20 protein-coding genes are annotated in these 21,659 nt (G+C 62.1%); 9 read left to right on the top strand and 11 right to left on the bottom strand.

What is annotated here, in order from left to right; genetic code table 11:
- Nucleotides 1-17 precede the first annotated feature (17 nt).
- Both proB and OGL92_RS03300 read left to right on the top strand, forming a co-directional pair.
- Nucleotides 18-1,136, top strand: coding sequence for a glutamate 5-kinase (gene proB / locus OGL92_RS03305; protein WP_263140404.1), 1,119 nt, complete (start codon nt 18-20; stop codon nt 1,134-1,136).
- Nucleotides 1,137-1,158: 22 nt separating this feature from the next.
- The gene (locus OGL92_RS03300; protein ID WP_263140961.1) at nt 1,159-1,614 is read left to right on the top strand and encodes a CreA family protein; all 456 of its coding nucleotides are present in this window, start codon (nt 1,159-1,161) and stop codon (nt 1,612-1,614) included.
- A 79-nt stretch (nt 1,615-1,693) separates the two neighbouring features.
- Here OGL92_RS03300 and rpsT read toward each other — a convergent pair whose 3' ends face one another.
- Nucleotides 1,694-1,972 carry a 30S ribosomal protein S20 gene (gene rpsT / locus OGL92_RS03295; RefSeq protein WP_263140399.1) on the bottom strand — a complete coding sequence of 93 codons (279 nt, stop codon included), beginning with the start codon at nt 1,970-1,972 and terminating at the stop codon, nt 1,694-1,696.
- A 233-nt stretch (nt 1,973-2,205) separates the two neighbouring features.
- Between rpsT and murJ the strand changes: the two genes are divergently transcribed.
- The 6 genes from murJ (at nt 2,206) to ispH (ending at nt 9,658) form a co-directional block, all read left to right on the top strand.
- Entirely contained in the window at nt 2,206-3,744 is a 1,539-nt protein-coding gene (murJ, locus tag OGL92_RS03290) for a murein biosynthesis integral membrane protein MurJ (RefSeq protein WP_263140392.1), read from the top strand.
- A gap of 106 nt (nt 3,745-3,850) precedes the next feature.
- Nucleotides 3,851-4,807 carry a bifunctional riboflavin kinase/FAD synthetase gene (ribF, locus tag OGL92_RS03285; protein WP_263140391.1) on the top strand — a complete coding sequence of 319 codons (957 nt, stop codon included), beginning with the start codon at nt 3,851-3,853 and terminating at the stop codon, nt 4,805-4,807.
- Nucleotides 4,804-7,635, top strand: coding sequence for an isoleucine--tRNA ligase (ileS, locus tag OGL92_RS03280; RefSeq protein ID WP_263140388.1), 2,832 nt, complete (start codon nt 4,804-4,806; stop codon nt 7,633-7,635). Before ribF ends, ileS begins: the two co-directional genes overlap by 4 nt.
- Nucleotides 7,636-7,674: 39 nt before the next feature.
- Nucleotides 7,675-8,178, top strand: a complete 504-nt coding sequence (gene lspA, locus OGL92_RS03275) for a signal peptidase II (protein WP_263140385.1) — start codon at nt 7,675-7,677, stop codon at nt 8,176-8,178.
- A complete protein-coding gene (locus OGL92_RS03270) occupies nt 8,171-8,608 on the top strand; it encodes a peptidylprolyl isomerase (RefSeq protein WP_263140383.1) in 438 nt (145 codons plus the stop codon). Before lspA ends, OGL92_RS03270 begins: the two co-directional genes overlap by 8 nt.
- Before the next feature lie 105 nt (nt 8,609-8,713).
- Nucleotides 8,714-9,658, top strand: a complete 945-nt coding sequence (ispH, locus tag OGL92_RS03265; RefSeq protein WP_263140380.1) for a 4-hydroxy-3-methylbut-2-enyl diphosphate reductase — start codon at nt 8,714-8,716, stop codon at nt 9,656-9,658.
- A 374-nt stretch (nt 9,659-10,032) separates the two neighbouring features.
- On the opposite strand, the gene OGL92_RS03260 is transcribed toward ispH, so the two are convergent.
- The 7 genes from OGL92_RS03260 to OGL92_RS03230 form a co-directional block, all read right to left on the bottom strand.
- Nucleotides 10,033-10,440: a type IV pilin protein gene (locus OGL92_RS03260; protein ID WP_263140378.1), complete on the bottom strand. Its 408-nt coding sequence runs from the start codon at nt 10,438-10,440 to the stop codon at nt 10,033-10,035.
- A 2-nt stretch (nt 10,441-10,442) separates the two neighbouring features.
- Nucleotides 10,443-14,186: a PilC/PilY family type IV pilus protein gene (locus OGL92_RS03255; protein ID WP_263140376.1), complete on the bottom strand. Its 3,744-nt coding sequence runs from the start codon at nt 14,184-14,186 to the stop codon at nt 10,443-10,445.
- 19 nt (nt 14,187-14,205) lie between these two features.
- Entirely contained in the window at nt 14,206-14,757 is a 552-nt protein-coding gene (locus OGL92_RS03250; protein ID WP_263140375.1) for a PilX N-terminal domain-containing pilus assembly protein, read from the bottom strand.
- Nucleotides 14,754-15,578 (bottom strand): PilW family protein, encoded by an 825-nt coding sequence (locus tag OGL92_RS03245; protein WP_263140373.1) that lies wholly within the window; start codon nt 15,576-15,578, stop codon nt 14,754-14,756. The genes OGL92_RS03250 and OGL92_RS03245 overlap by 4 nt, the downstream gene beginning before the upstream one ends.
- A gap of 7 nt (nt 15,579-15,585) precedes the next feature.
- Complete coding sequence (gene pilV, locus OGL92_RS03240) at nt 15,586-16,092, bottom strand: type IV pilus modification protein PilV (RefSeq protein ID WP_263140368.1); 507 nt, start codon at nt 16,090-16,092, stop codon at nt 15,586-15,588.
- Nucleotides 16,089-16,580 (bottom strand): GspH/FimT family pseudopilin, encoded by a 492-nt coding sequence (locus OGL92_RS03235; RefSeq protein WP_263140960.1) that lies wholly within the window; start codon nt 16,578-16,580, stop codon nt 16,089-16,091. Before OGL92_RS03235 ends, pilV begins: the two co-directional genes overlap by 4 nt.
- Nucleotides 16,581-16,691: 111 nt before the next feature.
- Nucleotides 16,692-17,201: a GspH/FimT family pseudopilin gene (locus tag OGL92_RS03230; RefSeq protein WP_263140365.1), complete on the bottom strand. Its 510-nt coding sequence runs from the start codon at nt 17,199-17,201 to the stop codon at nt 16,692-16,694.
- A gap of 116 nt (nt 17,202-17,317) precedes the next feature.
- Between OGL92_RS03230 and thiO the strand changes: the two genes are divergently transcribed.
- On the top strand, nt 17,318-18,418 hold the full coding sequence (gene thiO / locus OGL92_RS03225) for a glycine oxidase ThiO (RefSeq protein ID WP_263140361.1): 1,101 nt from the start codon (nt 17,318-17,320) through the stop codon (nt 18,416-18,418).
- Between the two features lie 7 nt (nt 18,419-18,425).
- On the opposite strand, the gene OGL92_RS03220 is transcribed toward thiO, so the two are convergent.
- Genes OGL92_RS03220 through OGL92_RS03210 form a run of 3 tightly spaced genes read right to left on the bottom strand, consistent with a single transcriptional unit; the run spans nt 18,426 to nt 21,593 of the window.
- Entirely contained in the window at nt 18,426-19,766 is a 1,341-nt protein-coding gene (locus OGL92_RS03220) for a sigma-54 dependent transcriptional regulator (protein WP_263140356.1), read from the bottom strand.
- A 2-nt stretch (nt 19,767-19,768) separates the two neighbouring features.
- Entirely contained in the window at nt 19,769-21,364 is a 1,596-nt protein-coding gene (locus OGL92_RS03215) for an ATP-binding protein (protein ID WP_263140355.1), read from the bottom strand.
- Nucleotides 21,354-21,593: a PP0621 family protein gene (locus tag OGL92_RS03210; RefSeq protein ID WP_263140958.1), complete on the bottom strand. Its 240-nt coding sequence runs from the start codon at nt 21,591-21,593 to the stop codon at nt 21,354-21,356. Before OGL92_RS03210 ends, OGL92_RS03215 begins: the two co-directional genes overlap by 11 nt.
- Between the last annotated feature and the right edge of the window lie 66 nt (nt 21,594-21,659).

Genomic DNA, 21,659 nt, shown 5'->3' with positions numbered 1-21,659 from the left:
ATCGATAGGGCGGAATCATGCGGGACAAGGTGACGGGTGCGCGGCGTTGGGTGGTGAAGATCGGTAGTGCGTTGCTGACTGCCGATGGGCAAGGGCTCGATCGCGCCTCGATGTCGAGGTGGGTGGAGCAAATGGTGGCATTGCGCGACGCCGGGATCGAGTTGGTGCTGGTGTCCTCCGGGGCGGTGGCGGCGGGCATGAGCCGGCTGGGTTGGAGTGCACGGCCAAAAGCCATGCACGAGTTGCAAGCGGCTGCCGCGGTGGGGCAGATGGGCCTGGTGCAGGCCTGGGAGTCGAGTTTCGCCGAGCATGGCCGGCATACCGCGCAGGTTCTTCTGACCCATGACGACCTTTCGGATCGCAAGCGCTACCTGAATGCCCGCAGCACCCTGCGTGCGCTGGTCGAGTTCGGGGTCATCCCGGTGATCAACGAGAACGACACCGTGGTCACCGATGAAATCCGCTTCGGTGACAACGATACCCTCGCGGCCCTGGTGGCCAATCTGGTGGAAGCCGATCTGTTGGTGATCCTCACCGACCGCGACGGCATGTTCGATGCCGACCCGCGCCACAATCCCGATGCCCAGTTGATTTTCGAGGCGCGTGCCGACGATCCCGCGCTGGATGCGGTGGCGGGCGGCACCGGCGGTGCGCTCGGGCGTGGCGGCATGCAGACCAAGTTGCGCGCGGCGCGGCTGGCGGCACGCTCAGGCGCGCACACGGTGATCGTCGGCGGGCGCATCGAGCGGGTGATCGCTCGTCTCGCCCAGGGTGAGCGCCTGGGTACGCTGCTGGCGCCCGAGCGCGGTCCGCTGGCGGCGCGCAAGCAATGGCTGGCGGGGCATTTGCAGACGCGCGGCACGCTGGTGCTGGACGCCGGCGCCGTCAAGGCGCTGGTGGGGGATCGCAAGAGTTTGCTGCCGGTGGGGGTGCGGGCGGTGCAGGGCGGTTTCCGTCGCGGTGAAATGGTCGTCTGCATGGCCGAGGATGGTCGCGAAGTGGCGCGCGGACTCGCCAACTACAGTGCTGCCGAGGCGCAGAAAATCGTCGGTCAGTCTTCCGATGCCATCGAAAAGCTACTGGGTTACGTCGGTGAGCCCGAACTGGTTCATCGCGACAACCTGATCCTGGTTTGAGCACGAGGCGACTATGCGCAAGATGAGGGCGTTGAAAGGGCTGCTGGGGATGACCCTGGCGTTGCCGCTGCTGGCTTCGGGCGAGCAGATCGGAGAGGTGTCCACGGTGTTCAAGTGGCTGGGACCCAACGACAAGGTGGTGGTCGAGGCCTTCGACGATCCGAAGGTGGAGGGGGTGACGTGTTATCTGTCCCGGGCCAAGACCGGCGGCGTGAAAGGCGGCCTGGGCTTCGCCGAGGATCGCGCGGAGGCGTCCATCGCCTGTCGCCAGGTTGGCCCGGTCCGATTCCTGTCGGAGCTCAAGGATGGCGAGGAGGTATTCAAGGAGCGCACTTCGCTGGTGTTCAAGACCATGCAGGTGGTGCGTTTCTTCGACAAGAAGCGCAACGCCCTGGTGTATCTGGTCTACAGCGACCGGGTGATCGAGGGGAGTCCGCAGAACGGTATTTCCGCCATCCCCATCATGCCCTGGCATTGATCCGCCTCGGTTGCGCGGGGTGCGATAATCCAGGCAATAAAAAACCGGCCCTGAGGCCGGTTTTTTATCGAGCGCTCGCTTAGGCGGCTGCGGCTTCGCCGAGGGCCTTGATGTGAGCGTTCAGGCGACCCTTGTGACGGGCGGCCTTGTTTTTGTGGATGATGCCCTTGTCGGCCATGCGGTCGATCACTGGGACTGCCAGGGTGTAGGCGGTCTGGGCTTTCTCCAGGTCTTTGGCGTCGATAGCCTTGACCACGTTCTTGATGTAGGTACGTACCATGGAGCGCAGGCTGGCGTTATGGCTACGACGCTTCTCAGCCTGTTTAGCGCGTTTTTTGGCAGAAGGTGTATTGGCCACCGTCAAGCTCCTCGAAAACTGGGGGATTACCGAATAAATAAGGCGGCAGATCATGCCGACAGCTAAGGGCGATGTCAAGCCAATTCGCTTTACATTGCGCTGGCCGGCCCAGTGGGCCGCCGTTACACTCGGCGACCTCCACTCTAGTCGGCGCAAGCCGGCAAGTCTGGCAGAAAACGACGGGCCTTGTCCCGTTTTTCAGTCCTTGTCGTGTCGCCGAAGAAACCCTCGCCATGAACCTACTCAAATCGCTCGCGGCCGTCAGCTCCCTGACCATGGTGTCCCGCGTGCTCGGTTTCGTCCGCGAAACCATAGTGGCGCGCATGTTCGGCGCGGGAATGGCCACGGATGCCTTCTTCGTCGCGTTCAAGCTACCCAACCTGCTGCGGCGGATTTTCGCCGAGGGCGCGTTCTCCCAGGCGTTCGTGCCGATCCTGGCGGAGTACAAGAGCCAGCGCGGGGAGGAGGCCACCCGGACCTTCGTCGCCTACGTCACCGGCCTGCTGACCCTGGTGCTGGCGCTGGTCACCCTGCTCGGGGTGGTCACCGCCCCCTGGGTGATCTGGGCCACCGCGCCCGGTTTCGTCGACAGCCCGGAAAAATTCGAACTGACTTCGTCGATGCTGCGGGTGACGTTCCCCTACATCCTGCTGATTTCGCTGTCGTCCCTGGCGGGCGCCATCCTGAACACCTGGAACCGCTTCATGGTGCCGGCATTCGTGCCGACCCTGCTGAACGTCAGCATGATCGGCTTCGCGCTGTTCCTCACGCCGTATTTCCATCCGCCGGTGATGGCGCTGGGGTGGGCGGTGCTGGTGGGCGGCGTGCTGCAACTGCTTTATCAACTGCCGCATCTGAAGAAGATCGGCATGCTCGTCCTGCCACGCCTCAACCTGCGGGATAGCGGCGTCTGGCGGGTGATGAAGCAGATGCTGCCGGCGATCGTTGGGGTGTCGGTCAGTCAGATCTCGCTGATCATCAACACCATCTTCGCGTCGTTCCTTGCGCCCGGATCGGTGTCCTGGATGTACTACGCCGATCGCCTGATGGAGCTGCCGTCCGGAGTGCTGGGCGTGGCCCTGGGGACCATTCTGTTGCCGGCGCTTTCGCGCACCTATGCCAAGGACGACCGCCACGAATACTCGCGCCTGCTGGATTGGGGGCTGCGCCTGTGTTTCCTGCTGGCGCTGCCCTGCGCGCTGGCGCTGGCGATCATCGCGGAGCCGCTGACGGTCTCCCTCTATCAATATGGCAAGTTCACCGCCAGCGACGCGCAGATGACCCAGTACGCCCTGATGGCTTACTCGGCCGGGCTGCTCGGCATCATCCTGGTGAAGGTGTTGGCGCCCGGCTTCTATGCCCGCCAGAACATCCGTACGCCGGTGAAGATCGCGCTGTTCACCCTGGTCGCCACCCAATTGATGAACCTGGTGTTCATCGTTCCCTTGCAGCACGCGGGGCTGGCGCTGGCCATCGGCCTGGGAGCCTGCCTGAATGCCGCGTTGTTGTTCTGGCAGATCCGCAAGTTGAAGCTGTTCGAGCCGCAGCCGGGCTGGAAGCCGTTCCTGTTCAAGCTGGTGGTGGCGGTGTTGGTGATGAGTGGCGTGCTGTTGGGACTGATGGCCTGCATGCCGCCCTGGGATCAGGGTGGCATGTTCCTGCGCTTCCTGCGCCTGGGCGGGTTGGTGGCGGCGGGTGGCGCGGCTTACTTCGCCATGCTGGCCTTGCTCGGGTTCCGCCTGCGCCACTTCTCTCGCCAGGCCGTTTCGTAGCCGGCGCGGTTTTTTTCGATGAGGCGACGCGGCCGAGGGTAGCCGCGCCTGTTGTCGCCAGGCCGGTGTGCGTATAATCGACCACTTTGTGAGCAAGAAGCGCGTTATGCAGTTGGTCCGAGGCCTCCAGAACCTGCGGCCCACCCATCGAGGGTGCGTCGCCACCATCGGTAATTTCGACGGCGTGCACCGTGGCCACCAGGCCATTCTCATGCGCTTGCGCGAACGCGCGGCCGAACTGGGCCTGCCCAGCTGCGTGGTGATCTTCGAGCCTCAGCCCCGTGAATTCTTCGGCCCGGAAACCGCTCCGGTGCGGGTCCTGCGCCTGCGGGACAAGCTGGAGTTGCTGGCCGCCGCCGGAGTGGACCGGGTCTTGTGCCTGGCCTTCAACCGGCGTTTGCGCGAGCTGAGCGCGGCGGAGTTCGTGCATACGGTGTTGGTGGACGGCCTTGGCGTACGGCACCTGGAGGTCGGCGACGATTTCCGCTTCGGTTGCGACCGGGCGGGCGATTTCGCCTTCCTCCAGCAGGCCGGTGCGCTGCAAGGCTTCACCGTCGAGGAGGCCGCCACGGTGGAGCTGGACGGGCGACGGGTCAGCAGCACGCGCGTACGCGAAGCGCTGGCGTCCGCGGATTTCGCCGCGGCCGAGCAGTTGCTCGGGCGACCCTTTTCCATCGCCGGGCGCGTGCTGCACGGGCAGAAACTGGCCCGCCAACTGGGCACGCCCACCGCGAACATCCAGCTCAAGCGGCGGCGCGTCCCGCTGACGGGCGTCTATGTGGTCAGCGTGCTGCTCGATGGCAGGCGCTGGCCCGGCGTGGCCAATATCGGTGTGCGACCCACCGTCCAGGGAGATGGCCGCGCGCACCTGGAAGTGCATCTGCTGGATTATCGAGGCGACCTCTACGATCGCCGGCTGAGCGTCACGTTCCATCACAAGCTGCGCGATGAGCAGCGATTCGCCTCCCTGGAGGCGCTGAAGACGGCGATCCACGCGGACACTGCCGCCGCCCGAGCCTATTGGCAGGCGTTACCCCTTGATGACGAGCCTGGACTGACATGAGCGATTACAAAGCGACTCTCAATCTGCCCGAAACGGCGTTTCCGATGAAGGCCGGTCTGCCTCAGCGCGAGCCGGAGATTCTGCAGCGCTGGGACAGCATTGACCTCTATCGGAAGCTGCGGCAGATCGGCGAGGGTCGCCCGAAGTTCATCCTGCATGACGGCCCGCCCTACGCTAACGGCAGCATCCATATCGGGCATGCGCTGAACAAGATCATCAAGGACATGATCGTCCGCTCCAAGACCCTGTCCGGCTACGATGCGCCCTACGTACCGGGCTGGGACTGCCACGGCCTGCCGATCGAGCACAAGGTGGAGACCACCTTCGGCAAGAACCAGCCGGCCGACCTCACCCGCGAGCGTTGCCGCGCCTACGCGACCGAGCAGATCGAAGGGCAGAAGGCCGGGTTCATCCGCCTCGGCGTGCTCGGCGACTGGGACAATCCCTATCTCACCATGGACTTCGCCAACGAAGCCGGCGAGATCCGCGCCCTGGCCGAGATCGTCAAGCATGGCTTCGTGTTCAAGGGCCTCAAACCGGTGAACTGGTGCTTCGATTGCGGCTCGGCGCTGGCCGAGGCGGAAGTGGAATACCAGGACAAGAAGTCCGACGCCATCGACGTCGCCTTCCCGGTGGAAGACGCCGACAAGTTGGCGGCGGCGTTCGGCTTGCCGGGCCTGGCCAAGCCGACCAGCATCGTCATCTGGACCACCACGCCCTGGACCATCCCGGCGAACCAGGCGCTCAACGTGCACCCCGAATTCGAATACGCCCTGGTGGATACCGGCGAGCGCATTCTGCTGCTGGCTGCCGAGCTGGTGGACAGCTGCCTGCAGCGCTATGGCCTGCAAGGCCAGGTGATCGCCACCGCGCAGGGCGAGGCGCTGGAGCTGATCCGCTTCCGCCACCCGTTCTACCCGCGCCTGTCGCCGATCTACCTGGCCGAGTACGTCGAACTCGGCGCCGGGACCGGTATCGTCCACTCGGCCCCGGCCTATGGCGAAGACGACTTCCGTACCTGCAAGCAGCACGGGATGAGCAACGACGACATTCTCAGCCCGGTGCAGAGCAACGGCGTCTATGTCGAGTCCCTGCCGTTCTTCGGCGGCCAGTTCATCTGGAAGGCCAATCCGAACGTGGTGGCCAAGCTGGAAGAGGTCGGTGCCCTGCTCAAGCACGAGGTCATCACCCATAGCTACATGCACTGCTGGCGGCACAAGACGCCGCTGATCTACCGCGCCACCGCGCAGTGGTTCATCGGTATGGACACCCAGCCGGACCAGGGCGCCACGCTGCGCGAGCGCGCCCTGGCGGCGATCGAGCAGACCGAATTCGTCCCCGCCTGGGGCAAGGCGCGCCTGCACGGCATGATCGCCGGGCGCCCTGACTGGTGCATCTCCCGCCAACGCAACTGGGGCGTACCGATTCCGTTCTTCCTACACAAGGAAAGCGGCGAGCTGCATCCGCGCACCGTCGAGCTGATGGAGGCCGTCGCCCAGCGAGTCGAGCAGGCCGGTATCGAGGCCTGGTTCGCCCTCGACGCCGCCGAGCTGCTCGGCGAAGACGCCGCGCAGTACGAGAAAATCAACGATACCCTGGACGTCTGGTTCGACTCCGGGACCACCCACTGGCACGTGCTGCGCGGTTCCCATCCGCTGGGCCATGCCAGCGGTCCGCGCGCCGACCTGTACATGGAAGGCTCGGACCAGCATCGCGGCTGGTTCCACTCCTCGCTGCTGACCGGCTGCGCCATCGACGGCCACGCGCCCTACAAGGCGCTGCTGACCCACGGCTTCACCGTGGACGAGAACGGTCGCAAGCAATCCAAGTCCCTGGGCAACGTGATCGCGCCGCAGAAAGTCACCGACACGCTGGGCGCCGACATCCTGCGCCTGTGGGTCTCGGCCACCGACTATTCCGGCGAAATGGCGGTCTCCGACCAGATCCTCCAGCGCAGCGCCGACGCCTACCGGCGCATCCGCAATACCGCGCGTTTCCTGCTCTCCAACCTGAACGGCTTCGATCCGCAACAACACCTGCTGGCGGCCGGCGACATGCTCGCCCTGGACCGTTGGGCGGTGGATCGCGCCCTGCTGCTGCAACGGGAAATCGAGGACGCCTACGGCGAGTATCGCTTCTGGAACGTCTACCAGAAGGTGCACAACTTCTGTGTGCAAGAACTCGGCGGCTTCTACTTGGACATCATCAAGGACCGGCAATACACCACCGCCGCCGACAGCGTGGCGCGCCGCTCCTGCCAGAGCGCGCTGTTCCACATCGCCGAGGCCCTGGTGCGCTGGATCGCGCCGATCCTGGCATTCACCGCCGACGAGCTGTGGCAATACCTGCCCGGCGAGCGTAACGAGTCGGTGATGCTCAACGGCTGGTATGGCGAGCTGAGCGCCTTGCCGGAAGGCATGGAGCTCAATCGCGAGTTCTGGGCCGAGGTGATGGCGGTGAAGACCGCGGTCAACAAGGAACTGGAGAATATGCGCGTGGCCAAGGCCATCGGCGGCAACCTGCAAGCCGAAGTGACCCTGTTCGCCGACGCCGGCCTGGCGACGACGTTGAGCAAGCTGGGCAACGAGCTGCGTTTCGTGCTGATCACCTCCACCGCCGAGGTCCAGCCCCTCGCCGCGGCACCCGCCGAAGCCACGCCGACCGAGGTGCCGGGCCTGTCCCTGAGAATCCTCAAGTCCGCCCACCCCAAGTGCGCCCGTTGCTGGCACCACCGCAGCGACGTCGGCATCAGCGCGGCCCATCCGGAAATCTGTGGGCGCTGCGTGGAAAACATCGAGGGTTCGGGCGAGGTTCGCCACTATGCGTAATGGCCGTTCGATGAGCCCCGCGCGCCGGGAGTTGACGCTATGAGCGCGCGCTTCGGCAAGTTGCCCTGGCTGTGGATCAGCGCGCTGGTGTTCGTGCTCGATCAGGTGAGCAAGAACATCGTATTGAATAACCTGCCTTATTTCGGCCGGGTCACGGTGATTCCCGGGTACTTCGACTGGACGCATATCTACAACACCGGCGCGGCCTTCAGCTTCCTGTCGGACGAATCCGGCTGGCAACGCTGGTTGTTCGCGCTGATCGCGATCGGCGTCAGCGCCATGCTGGTGGTCTGGATGAAGCGCCTCAAGGCGCATGAAACCTGGCTGGCCGTGGCCTTGGCGCTGGTGCTGGGGGGTGCCCTAGGCAACCTGTACGACCGCATGGTGCTCGGCCATGTGGTGGATTTCATTCTCGTGCATTGGCACGACCTCTACCGTTTCCCGGCCTTCAACCTGGCCGACAGCGGTATCACGGTGGGCGCGGTGATGCTCGCCCTGGACATGTTCCGTTCCAAGAAAACCGGAGAACCCGCCCATGACTGAGCCGCGAATCGGCCAGGACAGCCAGGTCACCCTCAACTTCGCGCTCAAGCTGGAGTCAGGCGAGGTGGTGGACAGCACCTTCGACAAGCAGCCGGCCACCTTCACCGTGGGCGACGGCAGCCTGCTGCCCGGTTTCGAGCTCGCCCTGTTCGGTCTCAAGGCTGGCGACAAGCGGGTTCTGCCGGTCGCGCCGGACCAGGGCTTCGGCCAGCCGAATCCGCAGAACGTGCAGGTGATGCCCCGCGGCCAGTTCGATGACATGGAGTTGTCGGAGGGCCTGCTGGTGATTTTCAACGATGCCGCCAACGCCGAGTTGCCCGGGGTGGTGAAGGCCTTCGACGCGAACAGCGTCACCGTCGACTTCAACCATCCGCTGTCCGGCAAACTCCTGACTTTCGAGGTGGATATCCTCGACGTGAAATCGCGGTAACCTGTCCGCCATCCGCCCAAGGGCGGGCCGGGAAGGGCGAATGCCCTTCCTGCCGGTACCGCCCGAGTCACGCCTTGGTTTCACCGCGCCGATACGAGGCCTTCCATGCAAATCAAACTCGCCAATCCCCGTGGTTTCTGTGCCGGTGTCGACCGCGCCATCGAAATCGTCAATCGGGCACTGGAAGTCTTCGGGCCGCCCATCTACGTGCGCCACGAGGTCGTGCACAACAAGTTCGTCGTCGAGGACTTGCGTGCCCGCGGCGCGCTGTTCGTCGAGGAGCTGGACCAGGTGCCCGACAATGTCATCCTCATTTTCAGCGCCCATGGGGTTTCCAAGTCGGTACGCGAGGAAGCCGATCGGCGTGGCTTGAAGGTCTTCGACGCGACCTGCCCGCTGGTGACCAAGGTGCATATGGAAGTGGCGCGCTACAGCCGCGACGGCCGCGAATGCATCCTGATCGGCCACGAAGGCCATCCGGAAGTAGAAGGCACCATGGGCCAGTACGATGCCCGGAACGGCGGGGCCATCTACCTGGTTGAGGACGAGGAGGACGTCGAGCGCCTGCTGGTCCGCAATCCCGAGACCCTGGCCTTCGTAACCCAGACCACGCTCTCCATGGATGACACCAGTCGTGTCATCGATGCGCTACGCCAGCGTTTTCCGAGCATCGGCGGGCCGCGCAAGGACGACATCTGCTACGCCACCCAGAACCGTCAGGACGCCGTGAAGCAGCTTGCCAGCGAGTGCGATCTAGTACTGGTGGTGGGCAGCCCCAACAGCTCCAACTCCAACCGCCTGCGCGAACTTTCCGAACGGATGGGCACTCCGGCCTACCTGATCGACGGCGCCGAAGACATGCAGCGGGGATGGTTCGATGGCTGCAGGCACATCGGCATTACCGCCGGCGCTTCCGCGCCCGAGGTGCTGGTGCGCGGTGTCGTCGAGCGCTTGCGCGCCTGGGGGGCCTCCGGCGCCGAGGAACTGGACGGGCGCCCGGAGAACATCACCTTTTCCATGCCGAAGGAGTTGCGGGTCAGGGCGATTTGAACTGCAAGCGCTGCGTATTCCGCTGCAGTATCCAGCGTAGCTGTGACGCCCACCTGTCAGGCCGCACCTGACTTACTGCAAGTAGCCGAGCTTGCAAGGGCATGCGTGCATCACCTGAGCCGATAAAGCGTATAGGATCAGGAGTCGCGGTGTGTAGCTATCAATGACGACAATTCAAAGGTCGCAGCAATCTGGCGACTCGATACGTAAAAAAAGCGCTGCTTCACGGAATGATGACCGTAAGAAGCTCGCATTAGCCCTCTGCGTTTCGCGGACGAAAGACGATTGCCATCACGCAAACGGATCAACGACTTTCGCAAAAGGTCGAGTGAACGAGTTTCCGCCCCATTGCTGAGGCGGAATCGGAGAAGCATTTACTTCCAGCAATCCGCCAGATCGGCGGTTCCTGTTTTGCTACGCACCCCAGCTTGATTCAACCCGAGAATGGCGCATTTCTTGTCGCGGGTCTGCGAGCCCGTGGGCGTAGCAGTCAGGGTGTAAGTTGTGCTGGTCACATTACTGACCGACAGTGTGTAGAGCTTATTGGCAGAGTCGGCGTTCATGCCCAGTTTGGCCACAGTATCGGCATAACTGTTGTTCTGGGCGAAGTAGCGCTCCTCGCGGGCCGCCGCATCGCTGAGCAATGCCTGCCCTTCCGAGCGATTGCTGCGGATCACATATTCTTGATAACTCGGATAGGCAATCGCAGCGAGTATGCCGATGATCGCCACCGTGATCATCATTTCCACCAGGGTGAAGCCCCGTGCCGTATTGCTTCGCATGATCAGTTCTCTTCTTCAGGTATGACTTGCCAGCTTTGGCGGCCACTCGAGTTGGGTCCGTAGTAGACCTTGGTATCTTCGCCAGAACTGAACAGCTGATCGCCGCTAAGAGTGAATCCCCCAGGGGAGCTCAGTTTCCGGCTGGATACGACGGCGCTGTTATAGGTGTCTTTCGAATCGACTTTGTCACTACCGTCCAGATCGAAGACGCTAAAAGTCGTACGAGCCCCAGAATAGGGGTTAATGCCGTATAGCCAAGTCTCCACCCCATCTTTGCAGGGATCGTTGTTAGGGGTCAGGGTGCTGAACAGCAACACTTGTCCACGGGCGGCCATGGGGTTGATCAGCATTTCGCCGGCCTTTGTGCTGCCTACTTGCAGATCCATCAACCAGCCCCATTGATTCACGCTGCTGTCCGCTGTTAATGGCGTGGCATTGGCTTTGTACCAAGTCGGCTTGCTTTCACTGACCAGACGGATCTCGTTGGTCGTGCCATTGATATTGGCATTAGCCTGGGTGGTTATGGTTTGGTTCAGTAAGCTACTTCGAGTAATGGTAGGAGGGTTGCCGGTCACCTCTGCCTTGGTTTTTCTGTCCCAGATTGCATAGACAGATTGGGCTCGCGTGGTGTTGACGTTGCCGTCGGTGCCCTCGAAATACTTACCGGTACCAAAGATCACCAAGTATCCCAATTGCGTCGGATGACGCACCAGAGACGGGGGCGCAGTAATGGGTTGTGCTGCGCCATTGGTACTATCTACGGCCGTGAACAAGGGCTTGCCGTTGTACGACGCCTTGATGTCCGCTGCCGTAGCGGTACCTATGACGCTCGACGCGAACGGATCGGCGGAAGCCGTGGATTTGGGGCTGAAGAGATCGAAGCGCCACAGGTTGCCCTGCAGGTCACCGGCATAGGCGTAATCTGCAATTCCATCACTGTTGTTGTCGGCCAGGCGGGTACTGGAAAGCCCGTTCGCCTTCGTGGCGTCTCCAGTCACCACCACTTCTTTGACCAGTGTGCCATTCTGCACATCGATCACGAACAGCGCCGCTTTATCGGCAGCGGCGCCCGTTTGGTTGCCGTAACCGTTACCCACCACCACCGCCCATTTGCCAGTATGCAGGCGAGCTACGGTCGGCTGCGGGAAGCTGTAGCCGAGATCATCGTGGGTGAACTCCCAAAGCAATTTGATGCTTGTGGGGTCCGTGACATCCAGAGCGAATAGAGAGCGGCCGCCGCCGCGCAGGGTACCGATCAGCACGGTATGCCAAGCACCGCTGTAGTACACGTCCGAGACCACCGGCGTACCATCCACATAGTAGCGATGCCCCCCGGACTGGTAGTTTTGACCGGACAGGCGATACAGATTCGGCATCACGGCCGTGGGAATGAAAGCGAAGGCTTCTGTGCCTGCGTCCGCGCTAGTGCCCGCCTTGAACCCATGCAACATGCCATCGTTGGCACCCACGTAAACCATGGAAGTGCGCTTGGCCTGTTGCTCTTGGTATGCCTTGTAGGCTCCTGCGCTGCCGTCGACTTTGTCCGCTAGGTAGGCCAGGTATTGGGCGCCCGATACCAGAACGGGAGATGAGTTCACAATGTCGCCCAGCACGCTGTTGCGTTGACGCAAGCTACCGCTGTTGAGCCCCTCCTTGCTGCGCTCGCCCCGCACGTAGTTGACGCGGTCCTCGCCGCGATTATCCGTCGCAGAACCGGTACTGTCCGGGTTGATATTGAAATAGGCCTTTTGGGCGTCCGTGAGGTTTCCCCAAGTGAAGTCCTGCAGTTTACTACCCGAGGCCGCAGCCATCTTGACCGTGCGAGCGGCGGTCAACTTACTTTTCGCACTCCAGGAAAGAGAGCGGGAACCCGAACTATTCAAGCTGTATTTCTTTAGATCACCACTCCAATCATCGCTGGAAAATTCGGTTTCATAGACTTCGTATGCATTGGCGCCGCTGACCTGGCTGGCGGAGACCGAGGGTCGGCTCGCCGAGGTGGTGTAGTTACCGATGCGGTTCAAGATATCGCTGAACGCCTGGACCACTTTGTCCGGGCTATCGCCGTTAAAGAACTCGCCCCGCGAGTTGACCGCTGCGTGCCACAGGTCATAGACGTTGTTGCTGCTATTGGCCTCAGCTTTAGGCCAACTGGCTGTACCTGCCTTCAGCGCCTCATAACCCGCACCGCCATAGGTTTCCCCGGTCCAGGGAATACTGGAGTTGTTGAGCGATGAGCCGAGGCCCAGACCTATGGTGAAGTTCACCATGTGCTGCCAGGTGGCCGGGTCGTTCCTCGGATCCCAGTAGCGCTTGTCAGGATCGGTATTGGGGGCAGTGACCGTAGGTTTGACCAAGTTGGCCAATCCGGATCGGGCATCCGTGTACCAATACTTGAAGGCTAAGTCCGCCAGCGTGTTCTCAGTGCTGTCCTTGAATGGCGTGCGCGCAGCGTAAGACGTGTTATCGGGCAGCGAAACCGAAGATCCATCCGTGTTACCCACGGTTATGCTGTTCGCGTTCCACATCCCGTCGGTCATCATTACATGGAAGCTGGGACGGCATCCGTAGATGGGTGACTGGACTGAAGTCCCCCTGCCGCCAGTACTGGTTAGTGGGTTTGGATCGTAGTACCAAGGCTCCTCCGTAGCGAGAAAGTCCCCCGCCCGTTTCATAGCCGCGTGAAGGTTGGTGCCTTGGTCGAATTTGATTGTGGGGAGCCAGTTGAAGAAGTTACCCCGATGGTAAGTGGTAAAGCGGCGAAAATAATTGGAGTTGCAACTGCCGGTCAGGCTGGCGCAGTTACCCAGGGTCTGCCAGGTCAGGCGTATGGATGTCGGCAACCCATTGAACGCCAGGTTCGCGGCGCTCAAAGTGGCTAGGCTACGAACGCGATAGAAGGAATACCAGATGGCAAAGTTGGTACGCTCATCTTTTCCCGCGCTCGTATCGTCTGCACGCAAGGTGCCTGAGGTGGAAGTAACGAAGACCAGACGATAGCAATTGTCATCGGCATTGGAGCGGGTGCAGCCACTCTGGCTCTGGTCGTACACGTAGTAATAGGCGGGCCCGCCCATCTGAGTGAGGTTGACCGTGAATGTGCTGCCGGACTTGCTGCAACTGGGCGTCTGGAAATTGGTAGCCGTAGCGGTGCAGGAGGCTGTGTATCTCGAGCTGGTGTCCGTGACGTTGAAGGTGATTCCGGATGCGCTGGTTTGGGAACCGGTACGGGTCGTAGTGAGAGTGAAGTCGGCAGCAGGGTTTTGCGCCAATCGAGTGCTTGTATTGCTATAGCCATAGGTGGAACCAATGCCCCCGGTGGGATCGTAGCTCCAGCCAACTTGATAGTTATTGCTCAGGTTCAATGAGCCCGTAGTACTGCTCGCATTGAAACCGTTGTTCCACGCCTGGGTGAAACTGGAACTGTATGACGTTGTGGCTGGACTGCCATCGCTATTGAATTTGATGGGGACTTGGTAGGTCACGTCAGGGTTGTAATACATGGGGTTGAAGTCGGCCGACTTCGCTCTTCGGGTAGCGCCCACCCCACTGATGTCATCGGGCACGAATGCCCAACGCATACTGCCAGAGTCATCCAGGGTGAGAATCAGGTTGGGGGCTACGCTGTCTGACAGGACCAGCGGTTTCTGGCTGATGTCCAGAAGTGTGGCTTGGGCCTGCGGTATGCCGAGGGTGAGGAAAAAGCCGATAAACCCGGGCAGCAGGGTTGTAATTTTGTTTCGCATGGTCATGTTTTCCTCACGCTCAGTTGAACACTTTGGCGGTAGTCGAGCGCAAATTGGTCGTGCGTTGCGTTTTGGTATTGGTGGTCCGGGCGTTCACTTCATATCGAAATGTGCCGATGCCTTGCATCATGTTTCCGTACTCGGGGTTTTCAGCTTCGCCGGATTCGCTGCCTGCGGGCGCCATCAGTGCATACCACTCAACAGTGGAATCGCTGGGCAGCGTGGTGTTATCGGCAGGCGCATAGGCGCGGTGCTTCCCCGTGGTGTCGAAAAGTTGGGCATAGGTGGGGTTGTCCGCGAGTAGGCAAGGCAGGGTGGACGTGCAGGTCGAAGCTGCTTCGAGCGGTTTCAAGGGCTGGGTGACTTGCCCTTCGCCCTCACGAAGTCCCGCTTCGGCGAAGTTGAGTAATTTCTGCTGCTCCACGAAGTTTCCAGTGACCCGGGACTCCAATGTCACTTCGCGTATGCTCGACAGGGCCAGCAGAGTGATTACCAGCAAGACGATCAGTGCGATGAATAAGGCCGCACCTTTTTGTCGCTGCGGTAAACGACGATTGACTGCACTTCTCATGGCATCAGATTCCTCAACATTACCGTGCCCTGGCTTACTTGATAGAGCTGGCCTTTATCGGCGGTCTTCAAGGTATTCACTTCGCTATCCGTCGCGCCGGTCAGGGCCTTCCAGTTCGCCAATGCGCTGGACGCATCGACGGAGTCCCGCAAGTTGGGATTGCTGCTACGCATCAAGGCTGTATAGCGAATCGAGAGAATCGGCGCGGTGGTGCTGGCTTTGGTATAGCTGAGCACCGCTCTCGGCTCTGTGTTGCTGCCGATACCCAGTTCGAAGCGCAGGTCGGCTACGTTGCTCAGCAGTGTGGCAGTGGCCGAGGCCAGTTTGACGGCTCCCGTTTCATCCACATGGGTGCTGGTGCACATCAAGTCATTGCCGTTCAGGTAGAGCCTTTCGATGAAGAACTCTTTGGCCGTGGTGTAGGGATTCGCGATATCCGTGAGGTTGGCTGGCAGATTGCCCAGGCAGTCCCGGTCCTGCTTGTCCCGCGGTTGATAGCGAATGCAAATGGAGCTGGCACTGTTGTACGCCACGCCGGCTCCTGCCGAGAAATCACACCCCGAAGCAGAAACCGTCGGAAACGCGACATCCGTGGCGGTATCGGGTCTGCGCCGATATCCGGCCTTGGCCAGCTCCTGCTGGAGGAGCAAGAGGGTGAAGCGGCTGCCTTCCTGGTTTTCCGCCTGGTTCTGCTGGAAGGTATAACTACGCTTGTTGTCGATATAGATCTGTGTGACGCCAAGGATCAGGAAAGAGCTGATAGCCAAGGCCACCATTAGCTCCACCAGCGATAGGCCGGATTGATATTTTTTGCTTTTCATAAGAATCCTAAAGCTGGGTGCGCAGACGGTAATAGCAGACGGCCGCATCTGGATTGCCGTCCAGGCACTCGCCTTTCTTGACGCTCCAGGCAAGCTGTATCTCGACGGCGGAGCCTTCGTTCGCGCAGACGTTCGGAGTCTTGGAACGGCAGATATACATTTCCTTGGCCAAGCTGCTTGCGCCTGGTAAGGATTTGACGACCTTGTTTTGCCAGCAGGCCAACTGCTTTGCAGGTGTGTCGGGAGTCGTCTTACACTCGGCATCCGTTGCCGCCGTGAAGGCGCTGTCCTTCGCCTTGTAAAAGTCGGAGCTGTCCGGCAACCCCTGGGGCATGGCACGCATCAGCTCGATGAGGTCGTTGGCCAGCGCTGCGGCGACATTGCGCTGCACAGAATCCTGAGTGTATTGGATGGTGCGTCCCTGCATGGCGACCATGCCGAGCACGCCGATGCAGATCAATACCAGCGTGATGAGTATTTCGATCATGCTGAAACCGCGGTTCGTCTTGTTCATGGTGTGCAGGTGCTCATATCGGTGCCACCGGCGTCCTTTTTGCCTCGGGGGAACATGCGGATGCTGCCGCTGCTCTGGATGAGCGTGGTGAACCCGCTGGCGGCCTGATCGTTGTAGCAGGTCAGAATGGTTGCGGCGGTGGCCGTTCCGTTCCAATTGAATACGATGTTGTCCGGTTTGGACTTGGTAACGGTGTTCGCGGGTTGTGCAAGGGTGCGCAAGGATGTGCTGTCAGCGTCCGTGCACTTTTTTTTGATCATCCAGGATCCGTTCTTCAGGCAGGCGGACATGCTTGCGCGGTTCTGCACCGCCAGGCTGCGGGCATATTGCAGCAAACCGTAGACCTCGTTGCTCGCCGCCTGGGTACGGTTGTTATTGATGAACTGAGTGAAGCTGGGTACCGCCAGGGCGGCGAAGATACCCAGCAAGCTGACGGTGATCATCAACTCTATCAATGTGAATCCGGCCAACTTGTTAGCGGATGGCATCCAGAAGACCTCAAAGCTATTTGGGACGATGATGCTCAAGCCGCGGACGAATGTCCCGCAGCGGGGGATGACCGGGTTCAGCCGTGGGACGACTGGTGAGGCCGCGTCGCTTCAGTTGCAGGAGGTCTGGGGATTCTGCCCCTGCTCCAGACCCTGCACGCGGCGAATTCGGCCCTGGCGGTTGAGCACGAGTTGCGAAACAACTTTCCCTTGACGGTCGCAGAAGAAGAACCGGCCATTGCCGAGTGGGGCGGTCCCGTTGCCTTGAAAGCGGATGCGCGACGAGGCGCCGGTCCAAGCCAGCCGATCCTGGACACCGAGGCGGTACTGCTTCAGAAGTCGCTGATCCGAAGCGAAATGGCTGACCCAGCCGCTTTGCCAATCGTCATCGCAGGTCTGGCCATCGGCAGATCCGCATACTTCTATGGCGCGGTTGTGCAGTACGCTATCAGCCCTTGCGCTGTTCAGATGCGCCTGGAGTTGATCGCGTAGGGCTTCCAGACGTGTCCGTTCCACCCATTGCCCGAAAGCGGGCAATGCCAGGCTTGCGAACACTGCGAGTAAGGCGAGGCAGAAAAGCAGCTCGATGAGGCCGAGCGCCTTTTGATGGGCGTGATGCATGAGCACGGTCCTTGTGCAGAGAGTGATGGAGCGGCTTTCCTTAGCCGCCCATTGTTTCTAGCGCAAAGGCCAAGTCTGTCAATAGCGCATCATTTTTGGTCATAGAGCGAGCAGTAATGACGAAGATCTTGGTGGTGGGTGGTGGAGCTATCGGTTTGTTGTCCACCTGGGCGCTGGCGCGGGCCGGACTGGATGTGGTGTTGCTGGAAAGCGGCGCGACGGGCAGAGAGGCGTCCTGGGCCGGAGGTGGGATCGTCTCGCCGCTCTATCCCTGGCGTTACAGCCCGGCGGTAACGGCGCTGGCGCACTGGTCTCAGGCGTTTTATCCAGAGCTGGCCGAACAGCTCCTGGAGTTGACGGGGGCCGATCCGGAGGTTCATGTCACCGGCCTTTTTTGGCTGGATCTGGAGGATGAGACCGAGGCATTGCTGTGGGCGCGGGCACAAGGCAGGGCTCTTCACCCGGTAGATATGGCGGCGGTACGCGGCGCTGTGCCGGTATTGGGCGAGGGGTTCAATCGTGCGATCCACATGCCAGGCGTGGCCAACGTGCGAAACCCGCGACTCGTGTCGGCCCTGCGACTCGCATTGGAGACCTTGCCGAACGTGACCATCGAGGAGCATTGCGCGGTGAGCGGATTCCTCCACCGAGGCGGGCGTGTGAGCGGTGTGCAGACCTCGGGGGGCGAACGCGAGGGCGATGCCGTGCTGGTCGCGGCGGGCGCCTGGAGCGGTGATCTTCTGGCCAATCTGGGCCTGGCCCTGCCGGTGGAGCCGGTGAAAGGGCAGATGATCCTGTACAAGTGCGCGGCGGATTTCCTGTCCAGCATGGTGCTGGCCGGGGGGCGCTACGCCATCCCTCGACGCGACGGACACATCCTGGTGGGCAGCACCCTGGAGCACGTTGGGTTCGACAAGCGTCCCACGGACGAGGCATTGGCCAGCCTGAAAGCGTCGGCCGAAACCCTGCTGCCAGACCTGATCGGTGCTTCAGTAGTCGGTCATTGGGCGGGGTTGCGCCCGGGCTCGCCGGACGGCATTCCTTTCATCGGCCCCGTGCCCGGCTTCGAGGGCTTATGGCTGAACTGCGGCCATTACCGCAACGGGCTCGTCCTGGCGCCTGCGTCCTGTCAATTGCTGACCGACCTACTGTTAGGGCAAGAGCCCATCGTAGATCCTGAGCCCTATGCGCCGACGGCGCGGCTCAGTGTACGTTAGGCGCGACTCAATCGATCCCCAGCTTCTTCAGGCGATAACGCATCGAGCGGAAGGTGAGGCCCAGGCGCTGGGCGGCGGCCGTGCGGTTCCAGCGGGTTTCCTCCAGGGCCTGCATGATCAGCTTGCGCTCGATGTCCTCGAGGTAGTCTTCGATATTGTCCACCTGGGCGAGAGACGCCTCGCCGCCCTCGCTGGTGCAGGGCGCATCGGTCAGGCGCAGGTCGTCCTGCTTGATCCGGTCGTCCTCGCACAGCGTGTAGGCGCGCTCGAGCATGTTCTCCAGTTCGCGCACGTTACCCGGGAAGCGATAGTTCTTCAGCTTCTCCAGGGCGTCGGGAGTCAGCTCGGCGGGGCTCAGTCCGCTTTCCGCGGCCAGGCGCTTGAGCATGGTTTCGGCGAGTTGCGGAATGTCCTCCCGGCGTTCGCGCAGAGGGGGCACGCGCAGTTCGATCACGTTGAGACGGTAATACAGGTCCTGGCGGAAACGTTCGGCGCTGACCTCGGCGGCCAGGTCCTTGTGGGTGGCGCTGAGGATGCGCACGTCCACCACCATTTCCTGCTGCCCGCCCACGGTGCGCACGGCTTTTTCCTGGATCGCCCGCAGCAGTTTCACCTGCATGGGCAAGGGCAGGTCGGCCACCTCGTCGAGGAACAGCGTGCCGCCGTTGGCCGCCTGGAAAAGTCCTTGCTTGTCCTCAATGGCGCCGGTGAAGCTGCCTTTCTTGTGGCCGAAGAATTCGCTTTCCATCAATTCCGAAGGGATGGCGCCGCAGTTGACCGGGACGAAGGGCCGGTCGGCCCGGGGGCCCTGCTCATGGATCAGCCGGGCGACCAGCTCCTTGCCGCTGCCGGATTCGCCGCTGATGTACACCGGTGCCTGGCTGCGGGCCAGTTTCTGCACCTGCTTGCGCAGCTCGCGCATCGGCGGCGAGTCGCCGAGCAGGCGGCTGTCCTCGCTGTTTTCCGCGGGGGTGGCGCTGCGCAGGCGCAGGGCGGTGGCGACCAGTTCGCGCAGGCGGGTCAGGTCCACCGGTTTGGTGAGGAAGTCGAAGGCGCCGGCCTTGAGCGCATTGATCGCGGTTTCCAGGCTGCCATAGGCGGTGATCATCGCCACCGGCACCTGGGGGTGGCGCTGCTGGATGTGCTGGACCAGTTCGAGGCCGCTGCCATCGGGCAGGCGCATGTCGGTCAGGCACAGGTCGAAGGGTTCGCGGGCCAGCCACTCGCGGGCTTCCTTGACGTTGCGGGCACTGCGGGTATCGAGCTTCATGCGCCCGAGGGTGATCTCCAGCAGCTCGCGAATATCGGGTTCGTCGTCGACGATCAGGGCTCTCTGGCGGGTGGTCATGGTCAGCTCAGCTTGCGCGGGTGGGCGAAGGTGATGCGGAAGCAACTGCCGCTCCGGCCTTCGCGCGGTTTGTAGTCGAGGCGGGCCTGATTGCTTTCGCACAGCTCGCGGGAAATGTACAGCCCCAGCCCCGTGCCCTTGTTCTCGGTGGTGTAGAAAGGTTCGAAGAGGTGGTGCAGGTGCTCCGCCGAAACGCCGGGGCCGTCGTCCACGACTTCCAGCACCGGCAGCTCGCTCTCCGCATCGCGGAACAGGCGCAGCCAGACCTGGCCTTTCGGGTTGCATTGGGCACTGTAGCGCATGCCGTTCTGCACCAGGTTGGTCAGGACCTGGGTCAACTGGTGGGGGTCCATGCGGGTCTGCACGGTGCCGGCGCCGGTTTCCAGGTGCAGGATTTGCTGGGCGCTGGCGGAGTTGCGGAACTCGCTGGCGAACCGGTGCAACCAGTACTTCAGGTCGAGCAACTGCGGTTCCGCCTGGCGCCGCCGCGACAGTTGCAGGACGTTCTCGATGACCAGATTCATCCGCCGCGAATGATCCTGGATGATCTGTGCCAGGCGCCGGTCGGCCGCGTCCAGTTCTTCGGATTCCTGCAATAGCTGTGCGGCATGGCTGATCGCGCCCAGCGGATTGCGGATTTCGTGGGCGATGCCGGCGGTGAGGCGGCCCAGGGAGGCGAGCTTGAGCTGCTGCGCCTGCTGGGCAATCTGCGAGACGTCTTCGAGGAACACCAGGGTATGGGTCTGCTCGCCGCGCTGGAGGGCGATGAAGCTGGATTGCAGCACCGGCGATTCGGCATGGATCTGTAGCGTCGGAGGGCGCATCGCTGGGTTGTGCAACCAGTCTTGCAGGCGCTTGATCAGTTCAGGGCAATGGGGGTCGAGAATCTTGCCCGCCAATTCGTCCTGGCCGAGCATGCTCAGGGCGCCGTCGTTGGCCAGCAGCACGCGATGTTGGGCGTCCAACACCAGGATGCCGGTGCGCATGCGTTGCAGGATGAGCGCGTTCAGCGCTTCCAGGTTGGCGACATCGGCGGCGCGCTGTTCGGCGAGTTTTTCGCTGTATTGCAGGCGGCGGCTGATGCCCTGGACGAACAGGGCCGCGGCGAAGCACAGGGCGCCCAATGCGCCGGCTTGCAGGTACTGGCTGGCCGCCGCCGGGCGGCTGAGGCTCATGTAGAAGGTGAGGTAGATCAGGCCGCTGGCCGCGACCGCCGCGATCAGCAGGCCGATGCGGCCGCGCAGGAGGATGTTGGCGATCGCGACGGCGACGATCAGCAGGTTGCCTATGCCGCTCGGGGTGCCGCCGGCGGCGTAGAACAGCGCGGAGAGCAGGATCACGTCCACCAGCGCCAGGCTGAACACCTGCAACAACCGCCGCGGGCGCTGCACCAGCACCGCCACCACGCCGTTGAAGATCAGGTAGAACCAACTGCCGTAGCGGAACAGCTCTTCCTGCACCAACTCCAGCAATTGGTTATCCAGGTCGCTGGAGATCAATAACACCAGCGCCAGGCCGATGGCCAGGCGATAGAAGTGATAGAGGCGAATGATGCGCTGGCCTTGCGGACTCGCCAGGGTAAGGTCTTCAGCGTTCACCGGTGGCGCTGTCCTGGCGCAGGTGGGCCTGGCTGCAATACCAGCGCTCATGCTCGGGCAGCGCATGACGGCGGGGCAGGTGAACGCCGCAGAGCGTGCAGCGCACCATGGGCTCCGCGGGCTCCGTGTCCGGTGTGGACGGAGCGGGGCGGGGCGCCTTGAGGCGACGCCAGAACCACAGGGCGGCGGCGATAATCGCGACCCAGAACAATAGGCGGAACAAGCCGATACTCTCGCTCAAGTTGACAGGCAGGCAGTGTAGACAAGTGGGCAGCGGGCGCCCAGCGTCGCGAAG

Source organism: Pseudomonas sp. RIT-PI-AD, assembly GCF_025642785.1.
In the GTDB taxonomy this organism is placed as follows: Bacteria; Pseudomonadota; Gammaproteobacteria; order Pseudomonadales; family Pseudomonadaceae; genus Pseudomonas_T.
This window is presented reverse-complemented; position numbering and strand designations above follow the sequence as displayed.